Annotated in this window: 11 protein-coding genes; all 11 read left to right on the top strand. The window is 71.0% G+C overall.

The annotated features are described in order from the left end of the window. The 11 genes from ACZ7J0_RS07610 (at position 1) to ACZ7J0_RS07560 (ending at position 16,422) form a co-directional block, all read left to right on the top strand. A complete protein-coding gene (locus ACZ7J0_RS07610) occupies positions 1–369 on the top strand; it encodes a DUF4233 domain-containing protein (RefSeq protein ID WP_470884930.1) in 369 nt (122 codons plus the stop codon). Between the two features lie 92 nt (positions 370–461). After that, positions 462–875 (top strand): nucleoside-diphosphate kinase, encoded by a 414-nt coding sequence (gene ndk, locus ACZ7J0_RS07605; protein WP_468705927.1) that lies wholly within the window; start codon positions 462–464, stop codon positions 873–875. A gap of 274 nt (positions 876–1,149) precedes the next feature. Then, positions 1,150–2,169 (top strand): rod shape-determining protein, encoded by a 1,020-nt coding sequence (locus ACZ7J0_RS07600; protein ID WP_030317599.1) that lies wholly within the window; start codon positions 1,150–1,152, stop codon positions 2,167–2,169. 152 nt (positions 2,170–2,321) lie between these two features. Further along, a complete protein-coding gene (mreC, locus tag ACZ7J0_RS07595) occupies positions 2,322–3,296 on the top strand; it encodes a rod shape-determining protein MreC (RefSeq protein ID WP_470884927.1) in 975 nt (324 codons plus the stop codon). Between the two features lie 5 nt (positions 3,297–3,301). After that, on the top strand, positions 3,302–3,964 hold the full coding sequence (mreD, locus tag ACZ7J0_RS07590) for a rod shape-determining protein MreD (protein ID WP_470884926.1): 663 nt from the start codon (positions 3,302–3,304) through the stop codon (positions 3,962–3,964). A 19-nt stretch (positions 3,965–3,983) separates the two neighbouring features. Continuing rightward, positions 3,984–6,173 carry a penicillin-binding protein 2 gene (gene mrdA, locus ACZ7J0_RS07585; RefSeq protein ID WP_470884924.1) on the top strand — a complete coding sequence of 730 codons (2,190 nt, stop codon included), beginning with the start codon at positions 3,984–3,986 and terminating at the stop codon, positions 6,171–6,173. A gap of 4 nt (positions 6,174–6,177) precedes the next feature. Beyond that, positions 6,178–7,377, top strand: a complete 1,200-nt coding sequence (gene rodA / locus ACZ7J0_RS07580; protein ID WP_470884922.1) for a rod shape-determining protein RodA — start codon at positions 6,178–6,180, stop codon at positions 7,375–7,377. A 29-nt stretch (positions 7,378–7,406) separates the two neighbouring features. Beyond that, positions 7,407–8,966, top strand: a complete 1,560-nt coding sequence (locus ACZ7J0_RS07575; RefSeq protein ID WP_470884920.1) for a CYTH and CHAD domain-containing protein — start codon at positions 7,407–7,409, stop codon at positions 8,964–8,966. 50 nt (positions 8,967–9,016) lie between these two features. Continuing rightward, positions 9,017–10,945 (top strand): TIGR03960 family B12-binding radical SAM protein, encoded by a 1,929-nt coding sequence (locus ACZ7J0_RS07570; protein WP_470884918.1) that lies wholly within the window; start codon positions 9,017–9,019, stop codon positions 10,943–10,945. 568 nt (positions 10,946–11,513) lie between these two features. Beyond that, on the top strand, positions 11,514–12,293 hold the full coding sequence (locus ACZ7J0_RS07565) for a TIGR03936 family radical SAM-associated protein (RefSeq protein ID WP_470884916.1): 780 nt from the start codon (positions 11,514–11,516) through the stop codon (positions 12,291–12,293). A 235-nt stretch (positions 12,294–12,528) separates the two neighbouring features. Continuing rightward, complete coding sequence (locus ACZ7J0_RS07560) at positions 12,529–16,422, top strand: Rne/Rng family ribonuclease (protein ID WP_470884914.1); 3,894 nt, start codon at positions 12,529–12,531, stop codon at positions 16,420–16,422. Positions 16,423–16,608: the final 186 nt, after the last annotated feature.

The following is a 16,608-nucleotide window of genomic DNA, read 5'->3' as shown; positions in this document are numbered from 1 at the left end:
ATGCGTACGCTCTGTGCATCCACGCTGATCGGTGAATTCTTCGTGATCGGTTTCGGCGGTCTCGTGGCGATGAAGGACGACAGCCTGGCCATGAGCACGGTCTGGACGGTCTGTGGCGTCGGCATGCTGCTGTCCGTGCTGCTCTGCGGGATGCTCACCCGTCCGGGTGGGGTCCAGCTGGGCTGGGCGCTCCAGATCCTGCTGGTGATCAGCGGCTTCGTGGTGCCGGTGATGTTCTTCCTGGGGCTGGTCTTCGCCGGTCTGTGGTGGGCGTCGGTGCATTACGGGCGGCAGATCGACGCGACCAAGGCCCGCTGGGCCGAGGCCCAGGCCGCCGCCGAGGCTTCCGCTGAGCCTGACGCTGCGTAATCGGCGCAGGGGGAAGCCCTGTAGCCTCTGAGTGCCTGCCGTCGCACCCCCACGCGGCAGGTCCTGCATCCGCACATGAAGGAGCCCGTACCGTGAGCCAGCGCACGCTCGTCCTGCTCAAGCCCGACGCCGTACGCCGCGGCCTGATCGGCGAGATCATCGGCCGCATCGAGCGGAAGGCCGGCTGGACCATCAGCGCGCTGGAGCTTCGCCACCTGGACCAGGAGACCCTGGAGCAGCACTACGGCGAGCACAAGGGCAAGCCGTTCTACGAGCCGCTGGTCGCCTTCATGTCCTCCGGCCCGGTCGTCGCGCTCGTCGTCGACGGCGAGCGGGTCATCGAAGGTGTACGCCAGCTGGCGGGTCCGACCGACCCGATCGCCGCAGCGCCCGGCTCCATCCGGGGCGACTTCGGCACCATCGTCCGGGAGAACCTGATCCACGCCTCGGACTCCGAGGAGTCCGCCATTCGGGAACTGAAGATTTTCTTTCCTGGCCTTTCCTGACCTGGCGTCAGCCGAACAGCGCTCATGACCTGGGGCGACCGAAGGAATTTCGGTCGCCCTTCGGTATAGGAACGCGCTGACCGGGAACGCATCGCCCCAACACCACGTCAGCTATACAGAGGTGGATCCACCGCGCCGTGTGCGTGGGGGCGGCACTACGATGAAGCCTCCACGCCACAGCAGCCACCTCGCACCCACCTCGCCTGCCTGAGAAGCCATCAACGCTCGATTTGGGAAGGCCCGACGCATCCTCATGGGAAACAAGGGGAACTCAATGTCGTTCATCGGCCGTGACATGGCTATCGACCTCGGGACTGCCAACACGCTGGTGTACGTCAGGGGGCGCGGCATCGTTCTGAACGAGCCGTCTGTCGTCGCGATCAACACCAACACCGGCGGCATCCTGGCGGTCGGGGCCGAGGCCAAGAAGATGATCGGCCGGACACCGGGCAACATCGTCGCCGTCCGGCCGCTGAAGGACGGCGTGATCGCCGACTTCGAGATCACGGAGCGGATGCTCCGCTACTTCATCCTCAAGATCCACAAGCGCCGCTACCTGGCCCGCCCGAGGGTCGTCGTCTGCGTGCCCTCCGGCATCACCGGAGTGGAGCGCCGCGCCGTCATCGAGGCCTCCACGCAGGCCGGCGCCCGTCAGGTGCACATCATCGAGGAGCCCATGGCCGCGGCCATCGGCTCGGGCCTCCCCGTCCACGAGGCCACCGGCAACATGGTCGTCGACATCGGCGGCGGCACCACCGAGGTCGCCGTCATCTCCCTCGGCGGAATCGTCACGGCACAGTCCATCCGGGTCGCCGGTGACGAGCTGGACAACGCGATCATCCAGCACATCAAGAAGGAGTACTCGCTCCTCCTCGGTGAGCGCACCGCCGAGCAGATCAAGATCACCATCGGCTCGGCGTACGACCTCGACAAGGACGAGCACACCGAGATCCGCGGCCGTGACCTCGTCTCCGGTCTGCCCAAGACCGTGGTCATCTCCGCCGCCGAGGTCCGCAAGGCCATCGAGGAGCCGGTCAACGCCATCGTCGACGCGGTCAAGACGACCCTGGACAAGTGCCCGCCGGAGCTCTCGGGTGACGTGATGGACCGTGGCATCGTTCTCACGGGTGGCGGCGCCCTGCTGCGCGGCCTCGACGAGCGGCTCCGCCGCGAGACGGGAATGCCGATCCACATCGCCGAGGACCCGCTGGACTCGGTGGCGCTCGGATCGGGCAAATGCGTGGAGGAGTTCGAGGCGCTCCAGCAGGTTCTGGACGCCCAGCCCCGCCGCTAGAGGTGTACCGGCGTCCCCCCAGGGCCCCGTGGTCCTGGGGGGACCGCCCGTATGGCCCCTGCCCGACCCGTACGGCGGATCGTTGATATAACGGCACAAAACAACCGAACCAACACAAGAACATTCCTACGAGGAAGGCACGGCCGCCGCACGTGAGGGACACACGAGAGAGCCGGCTGCTCCTGGTGCTGCTGATCGCCATCGCTTTCGCACTGATCACGGTGGACATCCGCGGCGGCGAGGAGTCACCGGTCGACGGCGCCCGGCAGGCCGCGGCCACGGTCTTCGGACCGGTCGAGAACGGCGTCGCGGCAGCCGTCGACCCGATCGGCAACGCCATAGGAGCCGTTCGCGACTCCGGCGAGCGCCACAGCCGGATCGCCCGCCTGGAGCAGGAGAACGCGGCGCTCAAGGCGAGGCTCGGCAGCGACGCGCGCAACCAGAGCCGGATCCGCGAGCTCGACAGCATGCTCAAGACGGCCGGCTCGGGCCAGTACGGCATCAAGGGCGCCGAGGTCATCGCCATAGGAGCCGCGCAGGGCTTCTCCTGGACCGTCACCATCGACGCCGGTTCCCGCGACGGCATCCAGCGCGACATGACCGTACTGAACGGCGCCGGGCTCGTCGGCCGCGTCACCACCGTCGGCCCGGAGACCGCGACCGTACTCCTCGCCAGCGACCCGGACTTCACCGTCGGCACCCGGATGGAGAAGACCGACGAACTCGGCTTCGCCACCGGTCAGGGCGACCGCCCGCTCCTGGTCCAGATGCTCAACGGCAAGGCCAAGGTCAAGCCCGGCGACCGCCTCGTCACCTTCGGGTCGCAGGCCGACAAGCCGTTCGTCCCCGGCGTCCCGGTCGGCGAGGTCGTCCGGGTGGATCCGGCCGGCGGCGACCTCACGCGCAACGTCTACGTCCGTCCGTACGTCGGCTTCAGCAAGCTCGACATCGTCGGTGTCGTCGTCCAGCCCCCGCGCGAGGACCCCCGCGACATGGTCCTGCCGGCCAAGCCCAGGCCCAAGCCCGTGCCGACAGTCACCGTGACGGTGACCCCGTCCGCGCCCCCCAGGGACGGCGAGCAGCAGCCGGGTGACGGCCAGGACACCGCCCAGAACGACGAGAGGTAGAGCCCATGCGAATCAACCGGATGCTGCTCTCCGTCACCCTCGTCGTCGTCGCCCTGGTCGTCCAGGTCTCCGTACTCGCCCGTCTCCAGCTCCCCGGCGCCGTCCCCGACCTGGTCCTGCTCACCGTCCTCGGGCTGGCCTTCGTCTACGGACACGTCAGCGGCGCCCTCATCGGCTTCGGCGCGGGGCTCCTCGCCGACCTCGCCCCGCCGGCCGACCACGCGGTCGGCCGCTACGCCCTCGTGCTCTGCGTCATCGGCTACGCGGCGGGTCTGCTGCGCCCCGAGACCGGCCCGATCAAATCGGCCGCCGGCCCGATGGTCGGTGTCGTCGTCGCGGCCGTCGGCTCGACCATGCTGTACGCGATGGTCGGCGCCCTGGTGGGCGACACCGCGGCCCGCCATGTCGGCCTGGTCTCGCTGCTGTTCACCGCCGTCCTGTACGACCTGCTGCTCGCGCCGTTCACCGTGCCGCTGATCATGGCCCTGGCGAGACGCGCCGACAGCGATCCGCTCGCGGAGCCCGCGGGCAGCGGCGACGTCACCTCCGGCTGGCTGTCCTCGGGCACGGGCCTGCGCATCGGCAACCAGCGAGGCGGCCTGCGGGTGAAGGCGGCCCGCTCCCGGGCCTCACGGGCCGGACGGATCAAGGGAGTCAAGCGACTGTGACCGAGGGGGCACACGCGGTATGAGCAACATCCCGGAGACCGGGCGGACCCGCCGGGTCCAGATCCGGCTCGTCATCATCCAGGTCCTCGTCTTCTCCCTCCTGCTCACCCTCGGTGGCCGCCTCTGGTACCTCCAGGTCCGCAACGGCCAGGAGTACACCGACGAGGCCAGGAACAACCACGTCCAGCAGGTCGTCCAACCCGCCGTTCGCGGATCCATCCTCGACGCCCGCGGCGTCCCGCTCGCCGACAACGAGACCCGTCTCGTCGTCTCGGCGTCACGCACCGACCTGTTGAAGATGAAGGACGACGGCAAGGGCGTCCTCACGCGCCTCGCCAAGGTCCTCGGCATGGCGCCCAAGGACGTCATGGACAAGGTCCGGCTCTGCGACTCCAAGACCCCCCAGCCCTGCTGGAACGGCTCGCCCTACCAGCCGATCCCGGTCACCGACGAGGCCACCACCCAGCAGGCCCTGCAGATCCGCGAGCGGGCCGAGGACTTCCCCGGCATCACCGCCGAACCCACCGCCGTACGCCGCTATCCGGCCCCCGGCCTCGCCAAGACCTCCCAGGTCCTCGGCTACCTCTCGCCCGTCACCGACGAGGAGATCGAGAAGGCCAAGGACACCGACTCGCCGTTCCTGCGCTCCGACCAGGTCGGCCGGTCCGGCCTGGAGCGCACCTACGACAAGGCGCTGCGCGGCAAGGCCGGCGTCACCCGCTACGAGGTCGACAACCTCGGCCGGGTGATAGGAGTGGCGGAGCGGGACGCGGGCCGGCCCGGTTCCAACGTCGTCACCTCCATCGACGCCCGGGTCCAGGCCGTCGCCGAGTACGAACTCCACCAGGCGATGAAGACCGTCCGGCAGGAGACCGACAACATCACCGGCCGCAAGTACGAGGCCGACTCCGGCGCCGTCGTCGTCATGGAGGCCAAGACCGGCCGCGTCGTCGCGATGGCCTCCCAGCCCGACTACGACCCCAACGCGTGGGTCGGCGGCATCTCCGGCAAGGAGTACGCCGCGCTCACCGGCAAGAACTCCAACTACCCGCTGCTCAACCGCGCCATCCAGGGCCAGGCACCCGCCGGCTCCATCTTCAAGGTGGTGTCGGCGAGCGCGGCCGTGCGGGCCGGCTACGACTTCGACGGCCTCTACAACTGCAGCAGCTCCTACAACATGGGCGGCCGGAGCTTCGCGAACTTCGAGTCCAAGGGACACGGCCCCATCTCCCTCGGCGACGCACTGAAGTTCTCCTGCAACACCGTCTTCTACCGCCTCGGCCACCAGGAGTGGCAGCGTGACGGCGGAATAAAGCCGAAGAAGGACGCCCACGACTGGTTCTACCGGACCGCCCACGAGTTCGGCTTCGGCGCCGAAACCGGCATCGACCTGCCGAACGAGGTCACCGGACGCATCCCGGACCGTCAGTGGAAGAAGAACTTCTGGAAGGCCAACAAGGACGCCTGGTGCAAGCAGGGCAAGAAGGGCGGCACCTACGTCGAGCAGATCGCCTATGAGAGCTGCCTCGAAGGCAACCAGCTGAAGGCCTTCGACAGCATCAACTTCGCGATCGGCCAGGGCGACGTGCTCGTCACCCCGATCCAGATGGCCACCGCCTACGCCGCCATCAGCAACGGCGGCACGCTCTACAACCCCATCGTCGGCAAGGCCGTGATCAGCCCCGACGGCAAGACGATCGAGGAGATCAAGCCCAAGGCCCACGGCCGGCTGCCGGTCGACGCCAAGACCATCAGCAACCTCGACAAGGGCCTGCGCTCCGTCGTCGGGCCGGGCGGCACCGCCAACTGGCGGTTCCTGGGCTGGCCGCAGGACAAGATCCCGATGCGGGCCAAGACCGGCACCGCCCAGGTCTACGGCAAGCAGACCACCTCGTGGTTCGCGACCTACACCGACGACTACACGATCGTCATGACGATCTCCCAGGGTGGTACCGGATCCGGTGCCTCGGGCCCCGCCGTACGCAACATCTACGACGCGATCTACGGCCTCGACGACGAGGGGAACCAGGACCTCAAGCGCGCCCTGCTGCCCACGCCGCAGACGACCCTTCCGAAGATCCAGCCGGACGGCTCCATCGACGCACCGGTCGTCAAGCCGTACGACCCGGACTCGCAGAAGGTCGACCCCGACAAGAAGAAGAACGACCAGCAGCAGCTCGCGGGTCCGCCCCCCGGGCGGAGGGACTGAACCGATGACCGCGCCCCACGGCTTCTCCGTCTCGCGGTACGCCCCCGATCGCGGTGTCTGGACCAAACTGACGGCCCGCGACTCGGTGATGCGGCGGCTGGACTGGCCGCTGCTGTTCTCCGCGCTCGCCCTGTCCTTCATCGGCTCGCTGCTGGTGTGGTCCGCGACCCGGGGCCGGACCGAGCTCAACCACGGGGACCCGTACTACTTCCTCGTCCGCCACGTCCTCAACAGCGGCATCGGCCTCGCTCTGATGATCGGCACGGTCTGGCTCGGCCACCGCACCCTGCGGGGAGCCGTCCCGGTCCTCTACGGGCTCTCCGTCCTGCTGATCGTCGCCGTCCTCACCCCCCTCGGCGCCACCATCAACGGCGCCCACGCCTGGATCGTCATCGGCGGCGGGTTCTCGCTCCAGCCCTCCGAGTTCGTGAAGATCACGATCATCCTGGCGATGGCGATGATGCTCGCCGCCCGCGTCGACGCGGGCGACCAGGTCCATCCCGACCACGGCACCGTCGCCAAGTCGCTCGGCCTCGCCGCGCTTCCCATGGTGATCGTCATGCTGATGCCGGACCTCGGCTCGGTCATGGTCATGGTGGTGATCGTCCTCGGCGTGCTCCTCGCCTCCGGCGCCTCCAACCGCTGGGTCCTCGGCCTCATCGCCGCGGGGGCGACCGGGGCCGTCCTCGTCGCCGCCCTCGGCGTCCTCGACGAGTACCAGATCAACCGCTTCGCCGCCTTCGCCAACCCCGAACTCGACCCGGCGGGCGTCGGCTACAACACCAACCAGGCACGCATCGCGATCGGCTCCGGCGGCCTCTACGGCGCCGGTCTGTTCAACGGCCACCAGACCACCGGGCAGTTCGTGCCCGAACAGCAGACCGACTTCATCTTCACCGTCGCGGGCGAGGAGCTCGGCTTCCTCGGCGCCGGACTGATCCTCGGGCTGCTCGGAGTGATCCTCTGGCGCGCCTGCCGGATCGCCCGGGAGACGACCGAGCTCTACGGCACGATCGTCGCCGCCGGCATCATCGCCTGGTTCGCCTTCCAGTCCTTCGAGAACATCGGCATGACACTCGGCATCATGCCGGTCGCCGGTCTGCCGCTGCCGTTCGTGTCGTACGGAGGCTCGTCCATGTTCGCCGTCTGGGTGGCCGTCGGGCTGCTCCAGTCGATCCGGGTCCAGCGGCCGATAACGGCATAGAAGCTCCGTCACTGGGCACTTGATTTCGAATGAGGGCCGATACGAAGCGCGAGATCGAGCGGAAGTACGAAGCCACCCCGGACACCCGGGTGCCCGACCTGACCGGGGTGGCCGGGGTGTCGGCCGTCGTGGACCGGGGCGTCGCCGAACTGGACGCCGTCTACTACGACACCCCCGGGCTCCGCCTGGCCGCCGACTCCATCACCCTGCGCCGCAGGACGGGCGGCGCGGACGCCGGCTGGCACCTCAAGTTCCCCGTCGGGACGGGCGTCCGCGACGAGATCCGCGCGCCGCTCGCCGACACCCCGCCGGACACGCTCCGCGGCCTGCTGCGCTCCCGGGTCCGCGAGAGCCGGCTGGAGCCGGTCGTCCGGCTGCACTCCTCCCGCGACGTCCACCACCTGGTCGACGACCGCGGCGCACTGCTCGCCGAACTCTCCGTGGACACCGTCCACGCCCAGCGCCTGACCGACGGCGGCGGCAAGGCGGCCTGGACCGAGATCGAGGTGGAGCTCGCGGACGACGTGGACCCCTCGGTCCTGGACGCGCTGGAGAAACGCCTGAAGAAGGCGGGCGTACGGCCCTCCTCGGCGCCGTCCAAGCTGGCACGGGCCCTGGAGGAGACCGCCGACGCCCCCGGCGCCCCGGGCGACGGGAAGCGGAAGAAGAAGGGGAAGGCGAAGACGCGGCGGGGGCCGGACGAGGACACCGCCGGCGCCCTCGTCCTCGCGCACCTGCGTCACCAGGTCGAGGCCCTGGTCGCACTCGACCCCGGCGTCCGGCGCGACCTGCCCGACGCGGTCCACAGGATGCGCGTCGCCACCCGCCGACTGCGCAGCGCGTTCACGTCGTACGGCAAGGTCCTCGACCGGAACGTCACCGACCCCCTCGGCGACGAGCTGAAGTGGCTCGCCGCCGAACTGGGCGTCGCCCGCGACCAGGAGGTCCTCGCCGAGCGGCTGCGCGAGCGGATCGACGCCGTACCCACCACCCTGCTTCTCGGACCAGTCCAGAGCCGGCTGCGGGTCTGGGCCGCCTCCCACGAGACCGACGCGCGCCGGCGGACCCTCGGGGCGCTGGACAGCGAGCGCTACCTCACCCTGCTCGACACGCTCGACGCCCTGCTCGCCGCCCCGCCCCTGCTTCCCGCGGCCTCGAAGGACCCCGCCACGGTCCTGGCCAAAGCGGTCCTCAAGGACTACGCGCGCCTCGCCCGCCGGGTGGATCACGCCCTGTCCCTCCCGCCGGGCCACGACCGCGACCTCGCCATGCACCAGGCCCGCAAGGCGGCCAAACGCGTCCGCTACGCCGCGGAGGCCGCCGAGCCCGCAGTCGGCAAGCCCGCCAAGCGCTTCGCGAAGCGCGTGAAGGCCGTCCAGCGCGTTCTCGGCGACCACCAGGACAGCGTCGTCGCCCGTGACGCCCTGCGCACCCTCGCCATCCAGGCCCACGCGGCGGGGGAGTCCGCCTTCGTCTGGGGCCTCCTGCACGGCCAAGAGGCGGCGGTGGGAGCCGACCGGGAGCGCGAGCTGCCGGAGGTCTGGGCGAGGGCGTCGGTCCCCGAACTGAGGGCGGCGCTGAGGTCCTGAGGCCGGGGTACGCTTGTGAGTCGCCCCCTGCCAGCTCACGAAGGTTCGAGATGTCTGCTGCCGAGTCTGTCTTCCCGCAGCTCGAAGCTCTGCTTCCGCACGTGCAGAAGCCGATCCAGTACGTCGGTGGAGAGCTGAACTCCACGGTCAAGCCCTGGGAGAGCTGCGATGTCCGCTGGGCGCTCATGTACCCGGACGCGTACGAGGTCGGGCTGCCCAACCAGGGCGTCATGATCCTCTACGAGGTCCTGAACGAACGCGAGGGCGTTCTCGCGGAGCGCACCTACAGCGTCTGGCCGGACCTCGAAGAGCTGATGCGTGAGCACAAGGTGCCGCAGTTCACCGTGGACAGCCACCGGCCCGTCGGCGCCTTCGACGTCTTCGGGCTGAGCTTCTCCACCGAGCTCGGTTACACCAACATGCTCACCGCCCTGGACCTCGCCGGCATCCCGCTGGAGGCCAAGGACCGCGGCCTCGACGACCCGATCGTCCTGGCCGGCGGCCACGCGGCCTTCAACCCGGAGCCGATCGCCGAGTTCATCGACTGCGCGGTCATCGGCGACGGCGAGCAGGCCGTCCTCGACATGACGGAGATCATCCGAGCCTGGAAGGCGGAGGGCCGCCCCGGTGGCCGCGAGGAGGTCCTCTTCCGCCTCGCCAGGACCGGCAACGTCTACGTCCCCGGCTTCTACGACGTCGAGTACCTGCCCGACGGCCGGATCGCCCGCGTCGTACCGAACAAGTCCGGCGTGCCGTGGCGCGTGTCCAAGCACACCGTCATGGACCTCGACGAGTGGCCCTACCCCAAGCAGCCGCTCGTGCCGCTCGCGGAGACCGTCCACGAGCGCATGTCCGTCGAGATCTTCCGCGGCTGCACCCGCGGCTGCCGTTTCTGCCAGGCCGGCATGATCACGCGCCCCGTGCGGGAGCGAAGCATCACCGGCATCGGCGACATGGTGGAGAAGGGCCTCAAGGCGACCGGCTTCGAGGAGGTCGGCCTCCTGTCGCTGTCCTCCGCGGACCACACCGAGATCGGTGACATCGCCAAGGGCCTCGCCGACCGGTACGAGGAGGACAAGATCGGCCTGTCCCTCCCGTCCACCCGCGTCGACGCCTTCAACGTGGACCTCGCCAACGAGCTGACCAGGAACGGCCGCCGGTCCGGTCTGACCTTCGCCCCCGAGGGCGGCTCCGAGCGCATGCGCAAGGTCATCAACAAGATGGTCTCGGAGGAGGACCTGATCCGTACGGTCTCCACCGCGTACGGCAACGGCTGGCGCCAGGTGAAGCTGTACTTCATGTGCGGCCTGCCCACCGAGACCGACGAGGACGTCCTGCAGATCGGTGACATGGCCGTCAAGGTCATCGCCGAGGGCCGCAAGGTCTCGGGCCAGAACGACATCCGCTGCACCGTCTCCATCGGCGGCTTCGTGCCCAAGCCCCACACGCCGTTCCAGTGGGCGCCGCAGCTGAGCGCCGAGGAGACGGACGCGCGGCTGGAGAAGCTCCGGGACAAGATCCGCGGCGACAAGAAGTACGGCCGCTCGATCGGCTTCCGCTACCACGACGGCAAGCCCGGCATCGTCGAGGGCCTGCTCTCGCGCGGTGACCGCCGCGTCGGCGCCGTCATCCGCGCGGTCTACGAGGACGGCGGCCGTTTCGACGGCTGGCGTGAGCACTTCTCGTACGACCGCTGGATGGCCTGCGCCGAGAAGACGCTGCCGGCCTTCGGCGTGGACGTCGACTGGTACACCACGCGCGAGCGCACCTACGAGGAGGTCCTGCCCTGGGACCACCTGGACTCCGGTCTGGACAAGGACTGGCTCTGGGAGGACTGGCAGGACGCGCTCGACGAGACCGAGGTCGAGGACTGCCGCTGGACGCCGTGCTTCGACTGCGGTGTCTGTCCGCAGATGGACACGCAGATCCAGATCGGCCCCACCGGCAAGAAGCTGCTTCCGCTGACGGTCGTCAAGTAGCCGGCAGTGGACTGACGCGGTCGACCAACGCCTGTGCGACGGCCCGGCTCCGGGGAACCCGGAGCTGGGCCGTCGCGTCTTGGGTGGGCGTCCCGGGCCGTCGGCCGTTGCGATTCAAGTGGCCCGCCCAAAGCCTCGCCGGGCCGGCCCGTCCGCCGGCGCTACCCGGCGTCGTCGCGCCCGCCGGCCGCCGGGTGCGCGACAGCGTCGGGACGCCGGTGCGGACATCGGTCACCGAGGCCGGCCGGCGGCCGGCGCGGCACTCGGTTCCGCGCGGGGGCCGTGCGCCAGGCCCGCCGGGACGCCTGGCGCGCGCTCACCGGCGGAGCGCGCCCGTCCGAGCCTGGGGAACCGGTGAGGGCCCTTGCGCGTACTCTGGGCAGTACAACAAACGCCCCAGGCACGGCTGCCTCACCCGAGATCTCCCCGCGAAAGCCGGGATGAGCCGGGCGGCGCCCGCCGGGGTCACCGCAGTCACGAGGGCGGCGCGCCACCCGCGCCCGCCCCGCACCGAGGAGAAGAACCACTGGGCAAGCGACAGCCCGAAGGCCCGCCGCCCGCACCGGCGGTGCAGCGCATCCGACTGCGCTACACCAAGCGCGGCCGCCTCCGGTTCACCAGCCACCGCGATTTCCAGCGTGCGTTCGAGCGGGCGCTGAGGCGCGCCGAGGTCCCCATGGCGTACTCGGCGGGCTTCACCCCGCACCCGAAGGTGTCGTACGCCAACGCCGCTCCCACCGGCACCGGCTCCGAGGCCGAGTACCTGGAGATCGCCCTCACCGAGGCACGCGACCCCGACAAGCTGCGCGAGCTGCTCGACGAGTCGCTGCCGACGGGCCTCGACATCACCGACGCGGTCGAGGCCCGGACCTCCGGCCTCGCCGACCGGTTGACCGCGTCCGTGTGGGAGATGCGGCTCGACGGAGTGGAGCTCACCGACGCCCAGCAGGCCGTCGACACCTTCCTCGCCGCCGGGACGGTCGAGGTCCAGCGCAAGACCAAGAACGGCATGCGGACCTTCGACGCCCGCAGCGCCGTGGCCGACCTGCAGGCCCTTCCTCCCCCGGCTGATAGGCCGGGGCCGGAGCCCTGTGCGATACTGCGGCTGGTTGTTCGGCACGTGACACCTGCCGTGCGACCCGACGACGTCCTGTCCGGTCTCCGAGCTGTGGCCGACCTGGCGCCGCCGGTCCCCGCAGCGGTGACCAGGCTGGCGCAGGGGCTCTTCGACGAGGAGTCCGGCACGGTGACCGACCCGCTCGCGCCCGACCGCGAGGCAGTCACGGCCGCTCCACCCAAGGCCGCCGCGACCGCTTCAGCGACGGCGCCCGGTACCGGTGCCGCGTAGGGAGCGGTCGTCGTAGCGCAGCCCTCGTACTCGGGAGCCACCTGGGTCGGGCCGCGCACTGACCAGAAGACTTTCGCCAGGCCGTGCGTGCAACGCGTACGGAACCGGCGAGCCACACATAGAGCTCCCGTGCGGCGCCCGCGCCCCGGACAGCGGCACCGCGTCAATCGCGCGGACGTGCCGCCGGACCGGAATCAGGCGCGGCGCCCGGGAGCGTGACGGGAGAACCGCCCGCATGCTCGGACCGAACGAACCCGGCAACAACGCCGCGGACCACAACGACAACAGCCCCAGCGACACGCTGCCGCCGCGCCGCAGGCGCCGCGCGGCGTCCCGCCCCGCGGGCCCGCCGGTGAACGCCGCTGTGGCGGACGTCACCGAAGCGCCGGCCGCCGCCGTGTCGGCGCCGGACACCACGAACGCCCCCTCCGCCGACGCGCCCGCCGCCGAGGCTGCTCCGGCCCGTACGCGTCGCCGTGCGACCCGTAAGGCGACGGCTGCGGCCGGTGCGCCCCAGGCCGAGGTCGTCGAGGAGGCCCCCGAGGCCGCTCCGGCCGCCGAGCCGGTCGAGGAGACCGGGGCTCCGGCCCGTACGCGTCGCCGTGCGACCCGTAAGGCCACGGCTGCCGCCGGCGCGCCGAAGGCCGAGGCCGCCGAGGAGCCCGTCGAGGCCCCTGCCGCTGCCGAGGAGGCCGCCCCGGCCCCCCGCGCACGCCGCCGTGCCACCGCCGCCGCGGGCGCCCCGCAGGCCGAGGCCCCTGAGGCCGCCGAGGCCGCTCCGGTGGACGAGCCGGTCGAGGAGACCGCCGCTCCGGCCCGTACGCGTCGCCGTGCGACCCGTAAGGCGACGGCTGCGGCCGGTGCGCCCCAGGCCGAGGTCGTCGAGGAGGCCCCCGAGGCCGCTCCGGCCGCCGAGCCGGTCGAGGAGACCGCCGCTCCGGCCCGTACGCGTCGTCGTGCCACCCGTAAGGCCACGGCTCCCGCCGGCGCGCCGAAGGCCGAGGCCGCCGAGGAGCCCGTCGAGGACGGCGAGTCCCTGCCGGCGGACACCGTCGCCCAGATCGCCGCGTCCGAGGCCGAGGTCAGCGCCGCCGAGAAGGCCGCGACCCGTGGCCGTACGCGCCGCCGCGCCGCCTCCCCCGAATTCACCGCGGAGCCCGCCGCGCCCGCCAAGGCCGAGCAGTCCCGCGGCCGCCGCGCCGCCCGGCCCGCCGTCGCCGTGTTCCAGGCGCCGGTCTTCACCGAGCCGATGTTCCAGACCCCGGAGACGGCCGCCGCAGCGCACGCGGCTCGCGCCGCCGAGCCGGACGAGGTCGAGGAAGAGATCACCGAGCCGGAGGTCACCCCGGTGGCCGAGGCCGCCGAGAAGCCCGAGGCGGGTGGCCGTCGTCGCCGCCGCCGTCGCGGTGAGCACGCCGCGGAGGCCCCGGCCGCCGCCGCGCCGGTCGAGCCGGTCGAGGCCGAGGAGGAGCCCGAGGGCGAGGAGGCCGCGGTCGAGGCCGAGGCCGAGGAGTCCGACGAGTTCGAGGACCGCCCCTCGCGCCGCCGTCGCCGCGGTGGACGCCGCCGTCGCCGTGGCGAGCTCGCCGACGCCGACGAGGCCGCCGAGTACCGCGCGGACGAGACCGCCGAGCAGGCGGCCGAGCCCGAGGACGAGGAAGAAGAGGACGAGGAGTCCGAGGAGCACGAGGGCGACACCCCCTCGGCCGCGGGCACCAGCAGCTCCCGTCGCCGTCGCCGTCGCCGTCGCCGCTCCGGTGACGCCGGGACCGACGCCGAGGCCGGCGCGGAGGAGGACGGCGTCCGTACGGTCGTCAAGGTCCGTGAGCCGCGCCCCGCGCGCGAGAAGGCCGAGCCGTCCGACGAGGTGCAGTCCATCAAGGGCTCGACCCGTCTGGAGGCGAAGAAGCAGCGCCGCCGGGAGGGTCGCGAGCAGGGCCGCCGCCGTGTGCCGATCATCACCGAGGCCGAGTTCCTGGCCCGCCGCGAGGCCGTCGAGCGGGTGATGGTCGTCCGCCAGAACGGCGAGCGTACCCAGATCGGCGTCCTCGAGGACAACGTGCTCGTCGAGCACTACGTCAACAAGGAGCAGGCCACCTCGTACGTCGGCAACGTCTACCTGGGCAAGGTCCAGAACGTCCTGCCGTCCATGGAGGCCGCCTTCGTCGACATCGGCAAGGGCCGCAACGCCGTCCTGTACGCCGGTGAGGTCAACTTCGAGGCGCTCGGCATGGCCAACGGGCCGCGCCGCATCGAGACCGCGCTCAAGTCCGGCCAGTCCGTCCTGGTGCAGGTCACCAAGGACCCGATCGGTCACAAGGGCGCCCGTCTGACGAGCCAGGTGTCCCTGCCCGGCCGCTACCTGGTGTACGTGCCCGAGGGCTCGATGACCGGTATCAGCCGCAAGCTGCCCGACACCGAGCGCGCGCGTCTGAAGACCATCCTCAAGAAGATCGTCCCCGAGGACGCGGGCGTCATCGTGCGCACCGCCGCCGAGGGCGCGAGCGAGGACGAGCTGCGCCGCGACGTCGAGCGTCTGCAGGCGCAGTGGGAGGAGATCCAGAAGAAGGCGAAGAGCGGCAACGCCCCGACCCTTCTCTACGGTGAGCCGGACATGACCGTCCGCGTCGTCCGCGACATCTTCAACGAGGACTTCTCGAAGGTCATCGTCAGCGGCGACGAGGCATGGCAGACCATCCACGGTTATGTGTCGCACGTCGCGCCGGACCTGACCGACCGCCTGTCCCGCTGGACGAGCGAGGTCGACGTCTTCGCGACCTACCGGATCGACGAGCAGCTGATGAAGGCGCTGGACCGCAAGGTCTGGCTGCCCTCCGGCGGTTCGCTGGTGATCGACAAGACCGAGGCGATGATCGTCGTCGACGTCAACACCGGCAAGTTCACCGGCCAGGGCGGCAACCTCGAAGAGACCGTGACGAGGAACAACCTCGAAGCGGCCGAGGAGATCGTGCGCCAGCTGCGCCTGCGCGACCTGGGCGGCATCGTCGTCATCGACTTCATCGACATGGTCCTGGAGTCCAACCGCGACCTGGTGCTGCGGCGCCTGCTCGAGTGCCTGGGCCGGGACCGTACGAAGCACCAGGTGGCCGAGGTCACCTCGCTGGGCCTGGTCCAGATGACCCGCAAGCGGGTCGGCCAGGGACTGCTGGAGTCCTTCTCCGAGACCTGCGTCCACTGCAACGGCCGCGGCGTGATCGTGCACATGGAGCAGCCGACCGCCCCCGGTGGCGGTGGCGGCGGCAAGCGGTCCAAGAAGCGTGGCCGGGGTGGCGCCGACCACACGCACGAGCACGAGCACCTCGAGGTGGTCGAGACCGAGGACGAGACCGAGGCGGAGGTGGCGGCCGAGGCCGCGGAGCCGATCGCGCTCCCCGAGCCCGAGTTCGTCCCGGACGAGGAGCTGTACAGCAGCCCCGCCGAGGCGGAGGCCGCTGCCACGCGTGGCCGTGGCCGCCGTCGGGCCGGCCGTAAGGCGTCCGCTCCGGCGGGTGCGCCGAAGCGGGTCGAGGAGCCGGTGCTCGAGGTCGAGGCCCCGGTCGTCGAAGCCCCCGTCGTGGAGGCCGAGGTCGAGGCCCCGGTCGTCGCGGCGCCGGTGGTGGAGGCCGAGCCGGTCGCCGAGGAGGCCGCCCCGGCTCCCCGCGGTCGTCGTCGCGCCACGCGCAAGGCCACGGCCCCGGCCGGTTCGCCGAAGCCGGCGGACGAGGCCGAGGCCGCCGCGGTGATCGTCGTCGCCGAGCCGGAGAGCACGCCGGAGCCGGTGGCGGAGGCGCCCGTGGCCGAGGCTCCCGTCGAGGAGGCGCCCGTCGCCGCCCCGCCGAGGGCCCGTCGCCGGGTGGTCCGCAAGGTCACCGCTCCCGCCGGTTCGCCGGCGGGTGGCGCCGAGGCCGCCGTGGTGGTCGTCACCCATTCGGCCCCGGAGGCCGAGACGGTGTCCGAGGACGAGGCGGCTCCGGCGAAGAAGACGGCCCGCAAGGCCGCCACGAAGGCCACGGCGAAGAAGGCCGCCGCCAAGAAGACGGCGGCCAAGAAGACCGCGGCGAAGAAGACGACCGCCAAGAAGGCGGCCAAGACGACCGCCAAGAAGACGGTCGCGGCCGACCAGCCGTGACCGCCTTCGGTGACAGTGGTCACGGAAAGCTGAACAATCGGTGAGGATCGGTTGAATGATCCGTGTTCCGTCCCGGAGCCCCCGGGGCGGAACACGGATTCGTTTCTCAATCGATGCCGTGGCCCGTTAACGGCCCAGAAATCGACTACGAAATTCCTGATAATGTGACGCCGGTCGCTGCCGTGG

The sequence above is a fragment of the Streptomyces sp. NPDC038280 genome, from assembly GCF_055600045.1.
Note: the sequence above shows the minus strand (reverse complement) of the source record. Positions and strands in the feature narration are given on the sequence as shown.